Origin of the sequence: Variovorax sp. J22P240, assembly GCF_030316855.1 — a bacterium.
GTDB lineage: Bacteria > Pseudomonadota > Gammaproteobacteria > Burkholderiales > Burkholderiaceae_C > Variovorax.
The window spans coordinates 64,039-79,543 of sequence record NZ_JASZYR010000013.1; the positions used below are offsets into that span (position 1 = coordinate 64,039).

Genomic DNA, 15,505 nt, shown 5'->3' on the forward strand with positions numbered 1-15,505 from the left:
CGCTGGCGGGGCGGGCCGAGTGCGATACAGGTGGCCTGCAGACCATAGCGCAACGCCGCGAACGTAGCGCAAAGGCGGCGCGCAATCCGCCGCTTAGGGAATGCCATCACACGAGGGCGGCCGGAGCGCCACCCGGGCTTCGGTGACGCGACGGACGCCGCAAATATCAAAACGCGAATTTCTTCTTTGGCATTGTCGTGGCAGCCCTCTACCGTGAGGCCTCCTCGAGCACTCGAGAGTGCGTCCATTGCCCCTATTTCACTGCCACCACTGGAAATCGAATGCTGAAACTACCGAACCTGCTTGCTGCGGCGCTGCTGTCGCTGGGCCTGGCGGCCACCGCGAGCGCCCAGCAGGCGCTGGAAAAGACCGACATCCGCTACCAGGGCTGGGCCGGCCAGGTGACGTGGCTCGAACTGGCCGAAGAGCTGGGCTACCTGGCGCCGCTCAAGGCGAAGTGGGTGGGCAATACCACCAGCGGCCCGCAGGACATCCAGACGGTGGTCACCGGCGACGTGGACATCGGCGGGGCCTTCAACGGCGCCGTGGTCAAGCTCTTGGCCAAGAAGGCGCCGATCAAGGCGGTGCTGGGCTACTACGGTGCAGATGAGAACACCTATTCCGGTTACTACGTCAAGGACGACAGCCCGATCAAGTCGGCACGCGACCTGGTCGGCAAGAAGATTGCCGTCAACACCTTGGGCGCGCACCATGAATTCATGGTCCGTGAGTACCTGGAACGAAGCAAGGTCAGCGACGTGGAAGCCAGGCAGGTGACCCTGGTGGCGACGCCGCCGGTGACGGGCGAGCAGGCCTTGCGCCAGGGCCATGTCGATGTCACCACGCTGGGCGGCGTGCTGCGCGACAAGGCACTGGAGCGCGGCGGCATCCGTGCCCTGTTCACGGACCGCGGCTTGTACGGCGACTTCACCGCGGGCACGCTGGTGCTGCATACGAAGTTCATCGAACAGAACCCCAACACCACCCGCCATCTCGTGTCGGCACTGGCGCGCTCGATCGAGTGGGCTCGCAACACGCCGCCGGCCGAAGTCCGGGCGCGTTTCGTCAAGGTCATCGAGAGCCGCAAGCGGGCCGAGAGCGCCGACACCATCCAGTACTGGAAAAGCACCGGCGTGGCCGGGACGGGCGGCGTGATCAAGGACGGCGAACTCCAGATCTGGATCGACTGGCTCGTGAAGGACGGACTGCTCAAGCCGGGCCAGGTCAAGCCTGCGGACTTGTACACCAACGCTTTCAACCCCTATTTCAAGAACGCCGAGAAGGTGGCTGCAAGCAAATGAGCGCCGCCAAGATCCGATTCGAGAGCGTCAGCAAGGAATTCGTCGTGCGCGCCGACGATCGCGGCGCAGCTCGGAGCTTTGTCGCGCTGAACGATGTCGACCTCGACGTCAACCCGGGTGAGTTTCTCGTGCTCGTGGGCCCCAGCGGCTGCGGCAAGTCCACGATGCTCGACCTGCTGGCCGGGCTGGCGATGCCCACACGCGGCCGCGTCCTGATCGATGGCAAGCCCGTGGCCGGCCCGGCGCGTGACCGTGGTGTCGTGTTCCAGCAGTACGCGCTGTTCCCGTGGCGTACCGCGCTGGACAACGTGGCCTTCGGCCTCGAGGTGGCCGGACTCGGGGCGCGAGCGCGCCGCGACAAGGCGGCCCACTACTTGAACCTGGTGGGGTTGGGCGACTTCGCGAATCGCTTTCCGCACGAACTCTCGGGCGGCATGAAACAGCGCGTGGCGATCGCGCGCAGCCTGGCCTATGAACCGCAGGTGCTGCTGATGGATGAACCGTTTGCCGCGCTGGATGCGCAAACGCGCGAAACGCTGCAGGAAGAACTGGTCGCGATCTGGCAACGCACGGGCAAGACGATCGTGTTCATCACGCATGGCATCGATGAGGCGGTGGTGCTCGGCCAGCGGGTGGCCGTGATGACCACGCGCCCCGGGCGCATCAAGGAAATCGTGGAGATCCCCGAATCCTTGCGAGCCGGTACGGATGACGTGCGCTCGCTGCCGCTGTTCGGTGAACTGCGCCACGAGATCTGGTCCCTGCTGCATGACGAGGTCGACTCGGCGCGCCAGGAGCGCCGCGCGCGCATCGCCGCACAACCCGCGAGGAAAGAACTCTCCCATGCCTGATATCGCACTGAACGCCGGAACGCATCCGGCGCCGCACGCGCTGCGAACGTACGGACCGTCACTCCTGGCGCGCCTGTACGGCAGGGTTGCCAACGTCTCCTGGCGCTCCGGCCTGACGGTCGCACTCGCGCTGCTGTGGGAGCTCGCTCCGCGGCTTGGCCTGACGGATGCGACTTTCCTGCCGCCGCTCAGCGAGGTGCTGGCGGCAGGCTGGGCGATGGCCCTCAATGGCCAGCTCTGGCAGCACACCTCGGTGAGCCTCGCGCGCTCGCTCGGCGGCCTGCTGCTCGCGATCCTGTTTGCCATTCCCCTTGGACTCGCGATCGGCTGGTACCAGCGCGTGAGCAGCGCGCTGAGCCAGATCATCGAGTTGTTGCGCAATACCGCGCCTTTGGCACTGCTGCCGGTGTTCCTGCTGCTTCTGGGCATCGGGGAAGTCTCCAAGGTCGCCATCGTCGTGTACGCGTGCGCATGGCCGTTGCTGCTGAACACCATCAATGGTGTCCGCCAGGTCGACCCGCTCTTGGTGAAGTCGGCGCGCACCATGGGCGTGAGCGCCACGCAGCTGTTCCTGAAAGTGATCGTGCCCGCAGCGGTGCCAACCATCTTCGTGGGCATCCGGCTGGCCGCCGCCTCCGCCATGCTCGTGCTGATCGCAGCCGAGATGGTGGGCGCCAAGGCGGGCCTGGGCTACCTGATCATTTATGCGCAGTACAGCTTCCTGATCGCCGACATGTACTTCGGGATCATTGCCATCACGACCATCGGAATCACCCTGAACTTCGCGCTCGAAAGGCTGGAGAGCCACTTCACCGCGTGGAAGCCGGCCGCTGACGGCGGATGAATCGACAGGAACCCATCTCATGAGCCAACGCAAGCTGCGCCTCGGCGCCTTCATCATGGCCACCGGCCATCACGTGGCGGCATGGCGCCATCCGGGTTCGCAGACCGACTCGGGCGTCAACATCGACCACTACATCGAAGTCGCCAAGACCGCCGAGCGCGGACTGTTTGACCAGGTCTTCGTGGCGGACAGCCCGGGCCTGGCCTTCCACGGCGACGACGAAGCCTTCAGCCGCCAGGGCCGGGTGTCGTACTTCGAACCCGTGACCTTGTGGGCCGCCTTGTCGGCGGTGACCCGGCACATCGGCTTCGTGGCGACGGCCTCCACGACCTACGGCGACCCCTTCCAGCTGGCGCGCAAATTCGCGTCGCTCGATCACCTGAGCAAGGGCCGGGCGGCCTGGAACGTGGTGACCACCGGCGCGGACAACGTCCATGGCAACTTCGGCCTCGACAAGCATCCCGACCCGGCCATCCGCTACGAGCAAGCCCACGAGTTCATCGATGTCGTCAAGGGTCTGTGGGACAGCTTCGAGGACGACGCCTTCATTCGCGATCCGGCCTCGGGAAAATACTTCGACCCCGCCAAGCTGCATGCGCTGAACCATTCGGGCAAGTACTTCAAGGTCTCCGGTCCGCTCAACCTGGAGCGCCCGCCGCAGGGCTACCCGGTCATCGTGCAGGCCGGATCGTCCGAACCGGGGCGTGAGCTCGCGGCGGCGTCGGCCGAAGCCATCTTCACGGCGTGGACCAGCCTGGCCGAAGCGCAGGCCTTCTATCGCGACGTGAAGGGGCGGCTTGCTAAGTACGGCCGGCGGCCCGAGCAGCTGCTGGTGCTGCCCGGCATCTCGCCGGTGATCGGCCGCACGCAAGAAGAGGCCGAGGCCAAATGGGCGGAACTGCAAAAACTGATCCACCCGTCCGTCGGCCTGAACACGCTGCACACCTTCTGGCCCGGCGAAGATCTGTCGAAATGGGAACTGGACGAACCGCCTCCGTACATTCCGGAGCCACCGCCGGGACAGAACAGCCGCGCCCACGTGGTGCTCGAGCTGGCCCGGCGCGACAAGCTCACCGTGCGCCAGCTCTACGAATACCTGGCTGGCGCTCGGGGCCATTGGGTGGTGGTCGGCACACCGCAGACCATCGCGGACCGGATGCAGGAATGGTTCGAGGACGGCGCGGCCGACGGCTTCAATGTCATGCCGCCGGTGCTGCCGGCATCGCTGAACGAGTTCGTCGACCTGGTGATTCCCGAGCTCCAGCGACGCGGGCTGTTTCGCACGGCCTACGAAGGTCGTACCTTGCGGGAGAACCTGGGGCTGGACCGTCCGGTCAACCAGTTTTCCGTTGCCGCGCAGAAGGTTGCGTGACCCGTTTTTCAGTCGTGATGCCGTGGTCATGACCAGCGGCCCATCGGAGGATTCGCGACTACAGGAAGACGCTCTTCGCCAGCTTCAAAAGGTGTTGTCTCAGAACCGGCCCGTGAGGCCTGGGGTTTAGTGCTCCGTGATTGGCTTGACGCTGGAAGTCAGGAGCGGCTGCTGCGAGCGGTGGCGCGTCCTACCCGTTGCTGAAGTCCCTCGCTGTCGGCGCGTTGGCATACAGCAGCACCAGGACTAGACTCGCATGCTGAACACGCGATTCTTGAGCGGGCATGGACGGTTGCCGAGTGCGGAGAGCGCAATGTCAAAGATGATTGTGAATGCCGCACTCCTGTGCGCCCTTTTCGTCTGCTGCGGCTGCGCGGGGACAACACCCCCACGTCAGTTCTCCGTGTGTTCCACGCATCCCGGAAGCTTCGACTGCCAAGTCGAGCGCATGAATCGCGCCGGAGGGTAACCTACGCGCTGCCTCCCAACAAACCTATCGCGTACAGAACTTCAAGGCGTCTGCCTTGGACGCCAGACACGGGCTACGCCTTTCTCGACCTGGGCGATGTTGCCGTCCGATCCACTGATGGCGGCTCCTGGCGCCTCAACCGCGGCTTTGCGCCGGCCATGCGGCGCGCCGAAGCGCGGCCATGACTTCCGCCGTCGGCGGCAGCTCGCTGGTGCGGCAGACCAGTCTGGCCTCCCGGTCGAAAACGTGAACTTGGCCGGTATGGCGGTCGCCAGCCGCCGCTGCGCCCTTGGCCCTTGAACAGCGAGAACATGGCCTTGAGCGCCTCGGTGGGTGGGTGCGGCCGCGCTCCAAGCAGGACCTGCGCGCCGAAGCGTCGCAACCAGGCACTGAGGGCAGCGGGGTCATACGCCATCGGGTCGACGGGCAGGCGGTGCTGCAGCCGGTAAACATGTGGAAGAAGGTGGTGGCGTCTGAGCCAGGATCTCGCAGTGGTCGCACAACAGCCCATGGGCCCAGCACGATTCAGGAGCTTCGAGTGACGCATCGACTTCGCCGCAGCCGCAGAGGCCGTCGATGGAGTTGGATGGGTGTTGGAAATCTGCGCAATTTCTTGCCCGGCAGTTTGATCCAGTCCAGGCACGGCTGAAAGCCAGTGCACCACACAATGTCGACGTCCAGCTGCCTCCCTCCCTCGAGCATCTCAATGCGGCCGCGCGCCGCTCAGAAGGTCCTCCGACAGCATCCCTTGCCGATCAGGCGATCTGGATATCAGGCTTGCTCAGGTAGACGCTGTCAGCCGCGACCGCGGGGTTCGGATTCAGCAGCGCGACGGCCATCGCCGCCAGCGAAAGTGCACTCGTCAACCAAAACAGGCAGCGCGAAGAGAGTTTCATGGCCGTGCTCCGGTGTGGATCGCGTCGGGTGTGCGATTTCAGTGGCTACAAATTTACGCGTCCGCCTTTGTTTGGCGAAGTACGCAGTGCGCAGGGCCGATGTGACTTCTGTCACTTCGCGGTCGCGGCCCTGCGCCGGCGTGCCGAAACCCGGGCCAGTTGAGGCTGTCGCGGCATGCTGGCCGATCCACCGCTTGGCATTGCCGCTCGTGCGAATCCTCATCTTGACCAGTCACGTCGTCGACTTCCACGAGGGTCAGTTGCGCAGGGCTGTCACGGTGCAGAACGCCGCGACGAGCAAGCTCCCTATGAGCCGCCGCCTGCCCCCGTCAAGGCGACAACCCAACGCGTGAGTTCCACGCGGAGTCCGCGTGACGCTCGACTATCGAGATGGGTCGCAACATCACCGGCGTGATCGGGCGCATCACCCGGCGCACGGCCCCCCCTCTGCACCCGCGATGGCTGCTTGTGTCGACCGTCGTCGCGTGCGTCGGTGTCGTGTGGATTTTCATGATTGGGCCGATGCAGCATCGCGGATGGAAGTCGCCGAACGGCCGAATGGCCGCGCAAGTCACGCAGTCGGCGGAACTGCTGAGCGAGTGATCCGGCAACGCCAAGGTCGGCGGACGCCTCTCCACGATGCGCTGACGGCGCGCCGATTGACGCCGTCCCGGAATCGAATCTCGATGGCCTGTTCAGACTTGACGTCAGCCATCACGCTGGCTGCAACTCAAATCCCGGTGCCGGGATTCCTGGCCACAGCTCATAGAGCACTTCCGCTTGCTCTGTCCCGCCGCTGCGCGGGCTTGCGGGCATGTTGAGAGCGCGTGCCGCGGCGATACTCAGTTCGCCGATCCGATTGCCCGGGCCAAGGTCGGCAACGACACATGCCACTGATCGACCGCGCCATGTGGCTTGCGCCCTGCAACCGCGTACGGCGCCAACTGTGTTCTGAACGATCAGTGGTGGCACGACGATGTAGGGGACAGTTTCCGCGTCAACATAAGCCGCAGGGTCGGCCGCGGCTTTGCCGCGGTGGCGGTACCAGGTCTTGGATGCGATGACACCGCCTGGAAACACTTTGGGTTCGTTGTCGGTGTCAATGATGACGACATCACGTGCCCATGCATGGGCACAGATCACCTTGCCGCTCGCATTGATCTTCATCCCGCCGTTGGCCAGTGCCTCGGAGCCTTGGTTGTCGACCTTGTAGGCCGCGAGTTGGCCGTTTTGCCCATTGGCACCATCCGCATCGATGTCGGCGTCCGCAATGAAGTGAACCCTGCCGTCATCGTCTTGCGTGATGGTGCAGCTGAATCCTTCGGCTGAGATGGTTCCAAGCGGCTGGCTCATCGCGAACTCCTGTGCACTGCGCAAGAAGCAGCGCGCGACATGGTTGCCGGAATTGCACGATGGGTCATCCGTCATCGTGGGGATGCGGCAGGCTGATGAGCCTGCATACATTTCCCCGGTACGGTCCGCGCGATTTTTCCAACGGCGCGGAGATTGGGAGGCGGCCGCCGTACCCATGCCAGTGGCAAATTCGTCCCTGAGCCGGCAGTGCGGGTGCGGGCCTCTGAGGGGCGGAAGGGCGTGCCGCAGTCGCACGCGATGCTGGCTGATTGCAGGCGAGCGTTCATTGGAGGGACCCATGTTTGAGCGTAGCTATCTGACCAAGAGCTTCACCGTTTCTGACCCGGACGCGCGCCTGCGGCAGGCGAACGACCTCATGGCCTTCGAGACATCCGATGGCACGATAAAAAAAATACCGACCGCCACGGTGATACGCGTCGATGCTGTCCAGCGCTTGCAGGCCGGATCCAACAAGGTCGCGCTGTTTGCGCATGCCCTGCAAGAGAGTGGGACACCCATCGGCTGGACCTCGACCAACAATCTCCAGGGCAGGTTCATCAACGAGACGCTCGACCTGCTCAAGCCATCGACGGGGAGTGGCAAATTCGGTCCCAACGCCGCATGGTCGCGCGGGGCCTACATCGGCCAGATTGACCTAGTCGAGATCGTCGATGCGAAGACGGAGATTGAACGCATCGCCTCCGATACCGTCGCGCCATACCTCGAGATGGTTGGTCAGGCGAAGTTGTCGGGTGTGACCGTCGCCATCAACAGTGGGTTCCGGTCCTATCCCGAGCAGAAGATCCTGTGGGATGGGTTCGACAGGCGTCTTCCGGGCTTCAACAAGGCCGCGAAACCTGGTGCCTCGAACCACCAGAACGGGATCGCGTTCGATATCGCCGTCGCGGGAGCCGACGGCAACGAGGTGTATGACTGGCTGAAACAGCATGCCCCCCAGCTCGGGTTCGTGCGCACTGTCAGTGGCGAGCCGTGGCACTGGGAATACGATCCGCCGCGCGCTCAGCAGGCGGCTGAACGTCAGACGTACAAGATTCCGACTGTGACTGAGTGACAGGGCCAGGCTTTCCAAGCCGCGCAAAAGAGTTCGCCAGATACTGAAAGGCGAATCGCGCCCCTGATCCTCACCAATTGGACGGATGCGCCACGTGCCCGGACCTGGCACAAGGGCAGCTTTTACTCCAAGACACGCGCTCGCGCCGCTCAGGGAAGCCGAAGTTCCTGCGGCTGCCGCGGGTCTCGCTGCCACAAAATTCAATGTTCGAGCCCCGGATCTTCTTGAGCTACTCTCGCCTCGACAGCTCGCAGGCGGACGCGCTCGCGGCACATCTCGCACGGTCCGGCTTTTCTGTCTGGATCGACCGGAAGGAAATCCTCGCCGGCGACGACTTCGTTCACGCCCTCTCCAACGAGCTGCAACGCAGCGACGCACTCGTGGTGCTGCTGACCGCCAGCTCGGCGGCCAGCAGTTGGTGCCATGCGGAGATCCAACGGGCATTGGCGCGCCGAATCGCGATCATTCTGGTGGAGGACGGCACCAAGGCGCGGCTGCCCGACGCGATCGAGCGACTCCTTCGCGATGTGCAGCGCGTCACCTGGACGGGCGGGGCACCGGACCTCGCAGTGCAGCTGCAGCGGGCTCGACGCAGGAAGCGACTGCGGCTGGCCACCAGGGCCGCCGTCCTCTGTGTTGCCGTGGCCGGGCTCAGCGGCCTCACGCTGCTGACAACCTCCTCGATCAATGACCTGAACACGAGGAAGCAGGTTCAGCGCACCCTGGCCGAGGCCGCGGCTTCGACCTCGGTCTGGTCCGGCGACGAGACGCGAGCGCGCATGCGGTCCCTGAGTCACGAACCCGATCTGTCCAGCGGCCTGCAGGCCCTCTTTGCCGATATCACCCAGACTGCGGTCGCGCGTAGCAACGCCTGGCAGGCACTGGATGCACTGCGCGAAGGCCGAGAGCGGGAACGGAGAACCTTCCTGCGAGGGGTCGATTGGAAAGGGGCCCGGCTGGCCGACACCCTGTGGGCCCACACGACCTATACGGACGGCTCCATCAGGGATCTCGTGGCCCGGCGAATGCGCGTCGCAGGCGTCGTCTTCGGCGCCGCGCCGTCTTCGTCGAAGTCAGGGCTGGCGCTCAGCGGCATCCGCTTCGACGACAGCGACCTTTGGTTCCTTCGGATCGACGGGACCCAACTCGTGGACGTCGAGTTCGCTAACTCCAAGTTCCGGGGTGCGCAACTCGATCTCAGTGGCGCCGCCGGCGTGCGATTCGTCTCGAAGCCTGCCAGCCAGGACTTCCTGTCGTCGGACGTCTCGATCATCGAAGACAGCTGGATCTCTCAAGGCCAGAGCGTCGAGATCGAACCTGGCGTCATCGACCTGAGCAAGCCCGAACAGGAGATCCTGTTCGACGGGGTGGTCTTTTCACGGGTGCGGTTCGACGGCCACTTCAAGCCCGCATGGTTTCGCAACAGCCATTTCAACGACTGCGTGTTCCCGGTTTCGTTCCCGCTGGGGGCCGTTCTGAAGAATGGGAACTTCAACGCCAACAGTGTCGTCGCCGGCAATTAGCCCGAGGGGGCGCCGGTGTCGGCACGATGGCACTCCGAAAGGAAAGGCTCGAAGTATGACGGACGACGCAGGAGAGCAGATTCATCGCGGTCGCAAACGCCCCGAGACTGGCCATGCCCTGGCCATCGCTCGATGGGAGGCGAACCGCGAGAACTGGCTGGAGGGTGAGTATTTCGGATTGGCGTCGAAAAAGCGGGACCTTCAAGACATGATTGGGAACGGGGGCACGCTCTGGATCGTCGTGTCACGAGGCCAACGAAACGGTCCCCGCATGTATTCGCTGACGTTCCGGGTCGAGGGCTGCGAACCACGCCGGGCGAACGACGCCCGCGGGTTCGGACAGTTTGCGGTGATCGGCGATCCGCACCGCTCGACGCTCTTTGCATCCAATGACGCGAGACTCTTGTTGCTCGGGCTTCGCTTCGATCCCTTCATGCCGATCGACCACCGTAGCGACCGGTTGAAGGTCATCGGTCAAAGCATCCAGACGCCTCGCGCGCTCAGCCACGCCGACATCAAGCTCCTGGAAGATTTCGCAACGGAGTCGGACCGATGGAGCGTCTTTGTCAGTTATCAACGTACCGAGCCGGACACCAAGGTCGCGCTGCGCTTGAGCGCTGCGCTGCAGGCCAGAGGCATCAGCGTATTCCGTGACCAGGAGGCGTTGCGACACGGTGAGAAATGGTGGCCGGCCATTCGACACGCCATCGCGCGCTCGCGATGTCTGATCCTGATCGTCGGCAAAACCACGCATCGATCCAAATGGGTCACCCCGGAAGTCCGGCATGCACTCGAAAACGGCGTTCGTGTGATCCCGGTCGTCGTCGACGGCTCCCTTGACCACTGGCGTGGCCTGGCAGTGGACGATTGGCACGCCGTTGTCCCGAAAAGCGGAGGGTGGGACGACCTGATCGACCAGGTCGTCATGGCTGTCAGCCGGTTCCTGCGCCGAGACCGGCCCTGACGGGGCGCGCCGACCTGGCCAGCCCCGCTGCCACGGAATCTCCTGCAGATTGCGGTCGCCAAAGCTTCTTGCGCGTGTAGACTTTCTGACTACAGCGACTTTGGGGCATTGGGATGAAGCTCGCAACCAGCGACGGTCGATTCGACGTGGTCGTGCTCTGCCCCATGAAAAGCAAGGGCAAGGACAAGGACAAGAGCGACCTTGGCAGCTGCCTGAAGATCAAGGCCGTCATCGAGAGGCTGCTGGCGAGCCCGACATGCAGGCGCTGATGCGAAGCGCCGGCTTTCGCAGCGCGCCCAAAGTCACCTGCCCCGAGAACTGGCGTGGCCAGAACATACGCGCCAACGTGTTCGTGTCCATCGACGGCGCCGACTTCTTCGTCTTCGACATGTCGGCCCGTCCCGAGGAACCCACGTCGTCGCCGAACGTGATATGCGAGCTCGGACTCGTGCATGCGCTCGGACTGCCCTACGTGATGATCAGCAATGAAGGCTCGGAACTGCGCTTCTACCTTCGCGGCTTTCGCACCATTCTCCTGCCATCGGAGAACTATCCCGACGAGGAACGACTCGCCGAGCACCTCCGCGAAGACTTGCTGGCCCTGCTGGAACCGACCAACAAGTACGACTACGCGGCCAACCCCATCTCTGATCACTAATACAAAGCCGCGGTCGTGGACATTTCGGCCACCACCGGCCTGGCGACGCTTGATCGCATCGTGACGCTCGTACCCAATTCGCTGCAGTCCGACTTCGAAACCGACTTGGGCGAATTCAAGCAGTTGGTGTCCGTCGCCTACGATGGCCACGAGACCCTGCTCGCGAAGAACGTCACGCTCGAGTGCCCGCCAGGTCTTTCCGACATCCGCAACAACATCTCGATCCGCCACATAGGACGGGTCTGCTTCGACATTCCATCCACCGCGTATGAGCTGTGTCACTCGCAGCGGCACACGTCACTCGCCGAGAATGCCGAAGCGAGGAAGAGCATACGCGCATGGAGAAGCGGCTTCTTGACCAATTCAGCGTTGCTGTCGAACGCCTGCTGCGCGCGGGCTCGCGACTCCAAAAGCTCAAGGGCGCCAAGCGGCACTCGCTGGCGCGCATACCCGTTTCAGTCGAGGAAGTGCACGCCCTGTTCGGCCCCCTCCGGCCAAGGACTGAACTGCTGCGCAAGAGGGCGTCGCTTCGTATCGCCGGCATGGGACGCGCACGGGTCAGCGCCCCTCATCACTTGAAAGGATGAGTTTCCCGCAACAGCTGGCTACGCTCGCAGGCCCACTTCGAACCCACCTTGAATCGTCGCTGCCGGTGCCTCGCGCCGGCCATCGCTGTCAGTGAACGGCCGTCAGAAGGAGAAGAAAGATGCTCAGATTCGCAATCGTCGGCTCGGCAGAGTCGGAGCGCAACAAGCCGGAACATCCCCATCCGTTTTCCCCGCCGGTGGATGTCGACAAGGCCAATCTGGCGGCAGCGGCATTGGGCGCGGCGCTTGCGAGGAAGCGTCATGGACTGATCGTCTACGACGCCAACTTCATCGAGGCCGTGGTCGTCAGCGCGTACGTGGCCGCGAGTGCGCCATTGACGGAGCGCGGTGCACCGATCGTCGTACGCCAGCCGTCATCCGCAACCACACACTTTGCCGAAGAGCGCACGCATCCTGCACTGTTCGATCGGGTGGCCGACTCGTCGGGCCAGTGGGAAGTGTCGTTCTTCCGCTCGCTCGCCGATGCCGACGGACTGATCCTGATCGGCGGTGCCATGTCGACCCTGATCGCCGGCCAGGTGGCGATCGGCGCGCACATCCCGGTGCTGGCATTGCTGCGCAGTGGCGGTGCCGCCGAGACGGTGTGGCGCACCATCGCACCAGGGGTCGACCTGCCAACGGGCAATGAGCACGCGCGCATGGCCGATGAGCCCAGCGAAGAGGTGGCGAATCGCTGGGTCGACGTGCTGGAGGGTCAGCGGCGCCGCCGCCATGCCGTCGAAACAGGTCCAATTGTCTGGCATGCGGTCGTGGCCTCGGTGCTGTTCATGCTGGCACTCGCAGCGGCCTTCGGGAGCCATCTTGGCGCCGATCTGCTGGCGTCGCCTGCGAGTAAGGCGCTCCTGTTCGGATCGACACTTCTCGCCGGCGTGGCGGGAGCCGCCGTGCGCATGGTGTTCGAACGACGCTATGGCAGCGGTCCGCTCGTGCCGCCCTCGATGGCGATCACGGTTGCGCTGGGCCTGATGGCCGGCGCCCTCGCCGGCATGCTGTACATCGTGGCGCAACCAGGCGACTTCGAGATTTCAGCCGGCACTGCCGGCCTTCGGCTCGTCTCCCTGGTCCTCGCAGTCGCCACCATCGGAGGCCTCACCGCGGAAGCGATCTTTCGCAAGCTGCTGGGCATTGACGTGTTGACAACGGGAGGATTGGCAGCGCCCAGCGACCGCGACAAGCCTTGAAGGGCGGCGCGCAGGTTGTTCGGTTTGCGTTCCTCCGAATCCCTTTCGATGTACTCTGTTCGGTGGATGCAAGAGGGAGGGCTGTGACGCACAATCGGCCGGCGTCGCAAAGCGTTCAGCCTGCCAGCATTGGAACTTCACCATGCCATCTGCCTCTTTCGCCGACTCGCTGCCGTTCATCCTTCGATGGGAGGGCGGCTACGTCAACCATCCGGCCGATCCCGGCGGCGCGACCAACCGCGGAGTGACCCAGAAGGTGTACGACGCCTGGCGCCGCAAGCAAGGGCAGTCGGCGCAGGACGTGCGCCAGTTGTCCGACGACGAGATGCGCAGCATCTACGAAGCCAACTACTGGCGGCCCGCGCGCTGCGACACCTTGGAGCGCAAGCTCGATGTCGCTCACTTCGACACCGCCGTCAACATGGGCGTCGGACGCGCCGTCCGATTTCTGCAGGCGGCGATGGGGTGTGAAGTCGATGGCGGCTTTGGAGACGGCACGCTGCGCGCGGTGCAGCAATGCAACGACCTCGCCAAGGCACTCGTGAGCTACTGCAACGAACGCGAGGCGTTCTACGGCCGCCTGGTCGCGTCCAACCCGAAGTTGGCCGTCTTCCAGAAGGGCTGGAACAATCGCCTGAACGCACTGCGCAAGGAAGTCGGCCTGCCTGGATTCGAAGCCGACGTGCCCACGGATTTCGGGGACGCCGACCACATCGAGCGCATCCCGGACATCGGCGAAGACCCGAGCTACGACTTTTGACGCCCTTCACCGTGGAAACGGCGACCTTGCACCAGCGGGCCGATCTCGCCTTGCGGCTGCTGCAAGGCATGTGTGACGACGTGGACGTGGCAGCCGCCAAGCCCTTGGTCGAGGACCTGCGCAATGCGCGGGACTACCCCCACATGCTGCAGCTTGCCGAGGCGGTGCGTCGACTCGATCCTGGCGATTCGAAGAATCGACGTCTGCTGGCGCAGGCCTTGATCGAAAGCGGCCTGGCCACCGTGGCGGTGGACGTGCTGCAAGGCTTGAGCGGCAGCCTGCCCGAGGCGCACCCCGAGCGGGCGGAGGTGCAGGGACTGCTCGGCCGGGCCTGGAAGCAACTCTTCTTCGATGCCGCCGACAAGTCGACACCGGCGGCGCAGACGGCTCTGGCAGCGGCGATCGATGCGTACCGCGAACCTTATCAACGGGACGAACAAAAGACCTGGCACGGCGTCAATCTGCTGGCGCTGGTCTATCGAGCGCGCCGCATGGGACTTGCGATGGCGCCCGACCTGCAACTGAAACCCTTGGCCCGAAAATTGGTCGCCACCCTGGAAGCCACGCCCGAGGCGCTGCGTGATGCGTGGCACCTGCCGACATTGGCCGAAGCGTCGTTGGGCCTGGGCGACTGGGACACCGTCGAGAGTCGCGTGCACGCGTACGTCGCGTCACCGGACGCCAAAGCCTTTCTGGTGGCCAGCACCTTGCGACAGTTTTCGGAGGTCTGGGATCTCGAGCGCGGTGACGATCCCCGCGGCCGCAGTCTCGTTGCGCTCCTTCGCAGTCGCTTGCTCGCACTGCCCGCGGCCCAGATCGAGCTGAGTTCGGGCGAGGTCCGGGAACTTCAGGCCGTCGAACCGCCCGGTGCCGCGCAGCTCGAGGCAGTGCTCGGGAAAGACGGGCCGCAGACCTATGAGTGGTGGCTCACGGGCCTGAAGCGCGCGCGTTCGGTGGCCGCCGTGAAGCGCCGGCTCGGCCGTCGCGTCGGCACCGGCTTTCTGATTCGGGCCGGCGACCTCGGAATGGACCCGCCGGAGGAACTGATGGTGCTGACCAACTTCCACGTCGTGAACCCGGCCGGCCAGAGTCCGGGCATCCCGCCCGGCGAAGCGCAGGTCGTGTTCGAGGCCGCCGAGGGCAGTCCGGTGTTCGATGTCAAGGAGATCGTCTGGTCCGCACCGCCGGACCGGCAGGACGCCAGCCTGCTTCGTCTGCAATCGCAGGTGACGGGAATCGAGCCCATGCCGATCTCGGCCGCTCTGCCCGACTGGCCGCCGCCGCCCGCAGGTGCCGCGCGCGCGCCACGCGTCTATGTGATCGGCCACCCGGGGGGGCGTGATCTCTCGTTTTCTTTTCAGGACAACGAGCTCCTGGGTCACGAAGGTCCACCGTCCGGGAAGCCGCCGGTGGAGGGCGTCTGCCGCGTGCACTACCGTGCACCCACGGAAGGGGGCAGCTCCGGCAGCCCGGTCTTCAACGACAACGCCTGGGCGGTCATCGCCCTGCATCACATGGGCGGCGAGCTCGGCATGCCGCATCTCAATGGCGAAGCGGGAAGCTACGCGGCCAACGAGGGGATCTCGATGCGGTGCATCGCCGAGGCGATTCGAAAGAGTCGGCAAGGCATCGCCTGAGAGCACAGAGGGTCGG

General features: G+C 64.5%; 16 protein-coding genes. 14 read left to right on the top strand and 2 right to left on the bottom strand.

What is annotated here, in order from left to right; all coding sequences use genetic code 11:
• Positions 1 to 281 precede the first annotated feature (281 nt).
• From QTI24_RS24430 to QTI24_RS24445, 4 genes are read left to right on the top strand one after another with little or no spacing between them, the layout of a single operon-like run.
• Complete coding sequence (locus QTI24_RS24430; protein ID WP_286603947.1) at positions 282 to 1,301, top strand: ABC transporter substrate-binding protein; 1,020 nt, start codon at positions 282 to 284, stop codon at positions 1,299 to 1,301.
• Positions 1,298 to 2,152 (top strand): ABC transporter ATP-binding protein, encoded by an 855-nt coding sequence (locus tag QTI24_RS24435; protein ID WP_286603948.1) that lies wholly within the window; start codon positions 1,298 to 1,300, stop codon positions 2,150 to 2,152. The genes QTI24_RS24430 and QTI24_RS24435 overlap by 4 nt, the downstream gene beginning before the upstream one ends.
• A complete protein-coding gene (locus QTI24_RS24440) occupies positions 2,145 to 2,996 on the top strand; it encodes an ABC transporter permease (RefSeq protein WP_286603949.1) in 852 nt (283 codons plus the stop codon). The genes QTI24_RS24435 and QTI24_RS24440 overlap by 8 nt, the downstream gene beginning before the upstream one ends.
• Before the next feature lie 19 nt (positions 2,997 to 3,015).
• Entirely contained in the window at positions 3,016 to 4,368 is a 1,353-nt protein-coding gene (locus QTI24_RS24445) for an LLM class flavin-dependent oxidoreductase (protein WP_286603950.1), read from the top strand.
• 1,224 nt (positions 4,369 to 5,592) lie between these two features.
• Here the strand turns inward: QTI24_RS24445 and QTI24_RS24450 are convergent.
• Positions 5,593 to 5,733 carry a hypothetical protein gene (locus tag QTI24_RS24450; protein WP_286603951.1) on the bottom strand — a complete coding sequence of 47 codons (141 nt, stop codon included), beginning with the start codon at positions 5,731 to 5,733 and terminating at the stop codon, positions 5,593 to 5,595.
• Positions 5,734 to 6,123: 390 nt separating this feature from the next.
• On the opposite strand from QTI24_RS24450, the gene QTI24_RS24455 reads away from it, so the two are divergent.
• Positions 6,124 to 6,336 (top strand): hypothetical protein, encoded by a 213-nt coding sequence (locus QTI24_RS24455; protein WP_286603952.1) that lies wholly within the window; start codon positions 6,124 to 6,126, stop codon positions 6,334 to 6,336.
• A 111-nt stretch (positions 6,337 to 6,447) separates the two neighbouring features.
• Here QTI24_RS24455 and QTI24_RS24460 read toward each other — a convergent pair whose 3' ends face one another.
• Entirely contained in the window at positions 6,448 to 7,086 is a 639-nt protein-coding gene (locus tag QTI24_RS24460; protein WP_286603953.1) for a glycoside hydrolase family 75 protein, read from the bottom strand.
• A 298-nt stretch (positions 7,087 to 7,384) separates the two neighbouring features.
• On the opposite strand from QTI24_RS24460, the gene QTI24_RS24465 reads away from it, so the two are divergent.
• From QTI24_RS24465 to QTI24_RS24505, 9 genes are all read left to right on the top strand, one after another.
• Complete coding sequence (locus tag QTI24_RS24465) at positions 7,385 to 8,158, top strand: M15 family metallopeptidase (protein ID WP_286603954.1); 774 nt, start codon at positions 7,385 to 7,387, stop codon at positions 8,156 to 8,158.
• 224 nt (positions 8,159 to 8,382) lie between these two features.
• A complete protein-coding gene (locus QTI24_RS24470) occupies positions 8,383 to 9,681 on the top strand; it encodes a toll/interleukin-1 receptor domain-containing protein (protein ID WP_286603955.1) in 1,299 nt (432 codons plus the stop codon).
• A gap of 55 nt (positions 9,682 to 9,736) precedes the next feature.
• Positions 9,737 to 10,645 (top strand): toll/interleukin-1 receptor domain-containing protein, encoded by a 909-nt coding sequence (locus QTI24_RS24475; protein ID WP_286603956.1) that lies wholly within the window; start codon positions 9,737 to 9,739, stop codon positions 10,643 to 10,645.
• Positions 10,646 to 10,758: 113 nt separating this feature from the next.
• Complete coding sequence (locus QTI24_RS24480; RefSeq protein ID WP_286603957.1) at positions 10,759 to 10,914, top strand: hypothetical protein; 156 nt, start codon at positions 10,759 to 10,761, stop codon at positions 10,912 to 10,914.
• Positions 10,902 to 11,303 (top strand): hypothetical protein, encoded by a 402-nt coding sequence (locus tag QTI24_RS24485; protein ID WP_286603958.1) that lies wholly within the window; start codon positions 10,902 to 10,904, stop codon positions 11,301 to 11,303. Before QTI24_RS24480 ends, QTI24_RS24485 begins: the two co-directional genes overlap by 13 nt.
• A 15-nt stretch (positions 11,304 to 11,318) precedes the next feature.
• Entirely contained in the window at positions 11,319 to 11,882 is a 564-nt protein-coding gene (locus QTI24_RS24490; protein ID WP_286603959.1) for a hypothetical protein, read from the top strand.
• Between the two features lie 127 nt (positions 11,883 to 12,009).
• Positions 12,010 to 13,092: a hypothetical protein gene (locus tag QTI24_RS24495; RefSeq protein WP_286603960.1), complete on the top strand. Its 1,083-nt coding sequence runs from the start codon at positions 12,010 to 12,012 to the stop codon at positions 13,090 to 13,092.
• Positions 13,093 to 13,234: 142 nt separating this feature from the next.
• Positions 13,235 to 13,852: a glycoside hydrolase family 108 protein gene (locus QTI24_RS24500; RefSeq protein WP_286603961.1), complete on the top strand. Its 618-nt coding sequence runs from the start codon at positions 13,235 to 13,237 to the stop codon at positions 13,850 to 13,852.
• Positions 13,849 to 15,489 carry a S1 family peptidase gene (locus QTI24_RS24505; protein ID WP_286603963.1) on the top strand — a complete coding sequence of 547 codons (1,641 nt, stop codon included), beginning with the start codon at positions 13,849 to 13,851 and terminating at the stop codon, positions 15,487 to 15,489. The genes QTI24_RS24500 and QTI24_RS24505 overlap by 4 nt, the downstream gene beginning before the upstream one ends.
• The last annotated feature ends 16 nt before the right edge of the window (positions 15,490 to 15,505 follow it).

Excerpts from the sequence above, each read along its gene's own strand:
- QTI24_RS24430 (WP_286603947.1), top strand. The coding sequence starts at position 282 with ATGCTGAAACTACCGAACCTGCTTGCTGCGGCGCTGCTGTCGCTGGGC.
- QTI24_RS24435 (WP_286603948.1), top strand. The coding sequence starts at position 1,298 with ATGAGCGCCGCCAAGATCCGATTCGAGAGCGTCAGCAAGGAATTCGTC.
- QTI24_RS24440 (WP_286603949.1), top strand. The coding sequence starts at position 2,145 with ATGCCTGATATCGCACTGAACGCCGGAACGCATCCGGCGCCGCACGCG.
- QTI24_RS24445 (WP_286603950.1), top strand. The coding sequence starts at position 3,016 with ATGAGCCAACGCAAGCTGCGCCTCGGCGCCTTCATCATGGCCACCGGC.
- QTI24_RS24450 (WP_286603951.1), bottom strand. The coding sequence starts at position 5,733 with ATGAAACTCTCTTCGCGCTGCCTGTTTTGGTTGACGAGTGCACTTTCG.
- QTI24_RS24455 (WP_286603952.1), top strand. The coding sequence starts at position 6,124 with ATGGGTCGCAACATCACCGGCGTGATCGGGCGCATCACCCGGCGCACG.
- QTI24_RS24460 (WP_286603953.1), bottom strand. The coding sequence starts at position 7,086 with ATGAGCCAGCCGCTTGGAACCATCTCAGCCGAAGGATTCAGCTGCACC.
- QTI24_RS24465 (WP_286603954.1), top strand. The coding sequence starts at position 7,385 with ATGTTTGAGCGTAGCTATCTGACCAAGAGCTTCACCGTTTCTGACCCG.
- QTI24_RS24475 (WP_286603956.1), top strand. The coding sequence starts at position 9,737 with ATGACGGACGACGCAGGAGAGCAGATTCATCGCGGTCGCAAACGCCCC.
- QTI24_RS24480 (WP_286603957.1), top strand. The coding sequence starts at position 10,759 with ATGAAGCTCGCAACCAGCGACGGTCGATTCGACGTGGTCGTGCTCTGC.
- QTI24_RS24485 (WP_286603958.1), top strand. The coding sequence starts at position 10,902 with ATGCAGGCGCTGATGCGAAGCGCCGGCTTTCGCAGCGCGCCCAAAGTC.
- QTI24_RS24495 (WP_286603960.1), top strand. The coding sequence starts at position 12,010 with ATGCTCAGATTCGCAATCGTCGGCTCGGCAGAGTCGGAGCGCAACAAG.
- QTI24_RS24500 (WP_286603961.1), top strand. The coding sequence starts at position 13,235 with ATGCCATCTGCCTCTTTCGCCGACTCGCTGCCGTTCATCCTTCGATGG.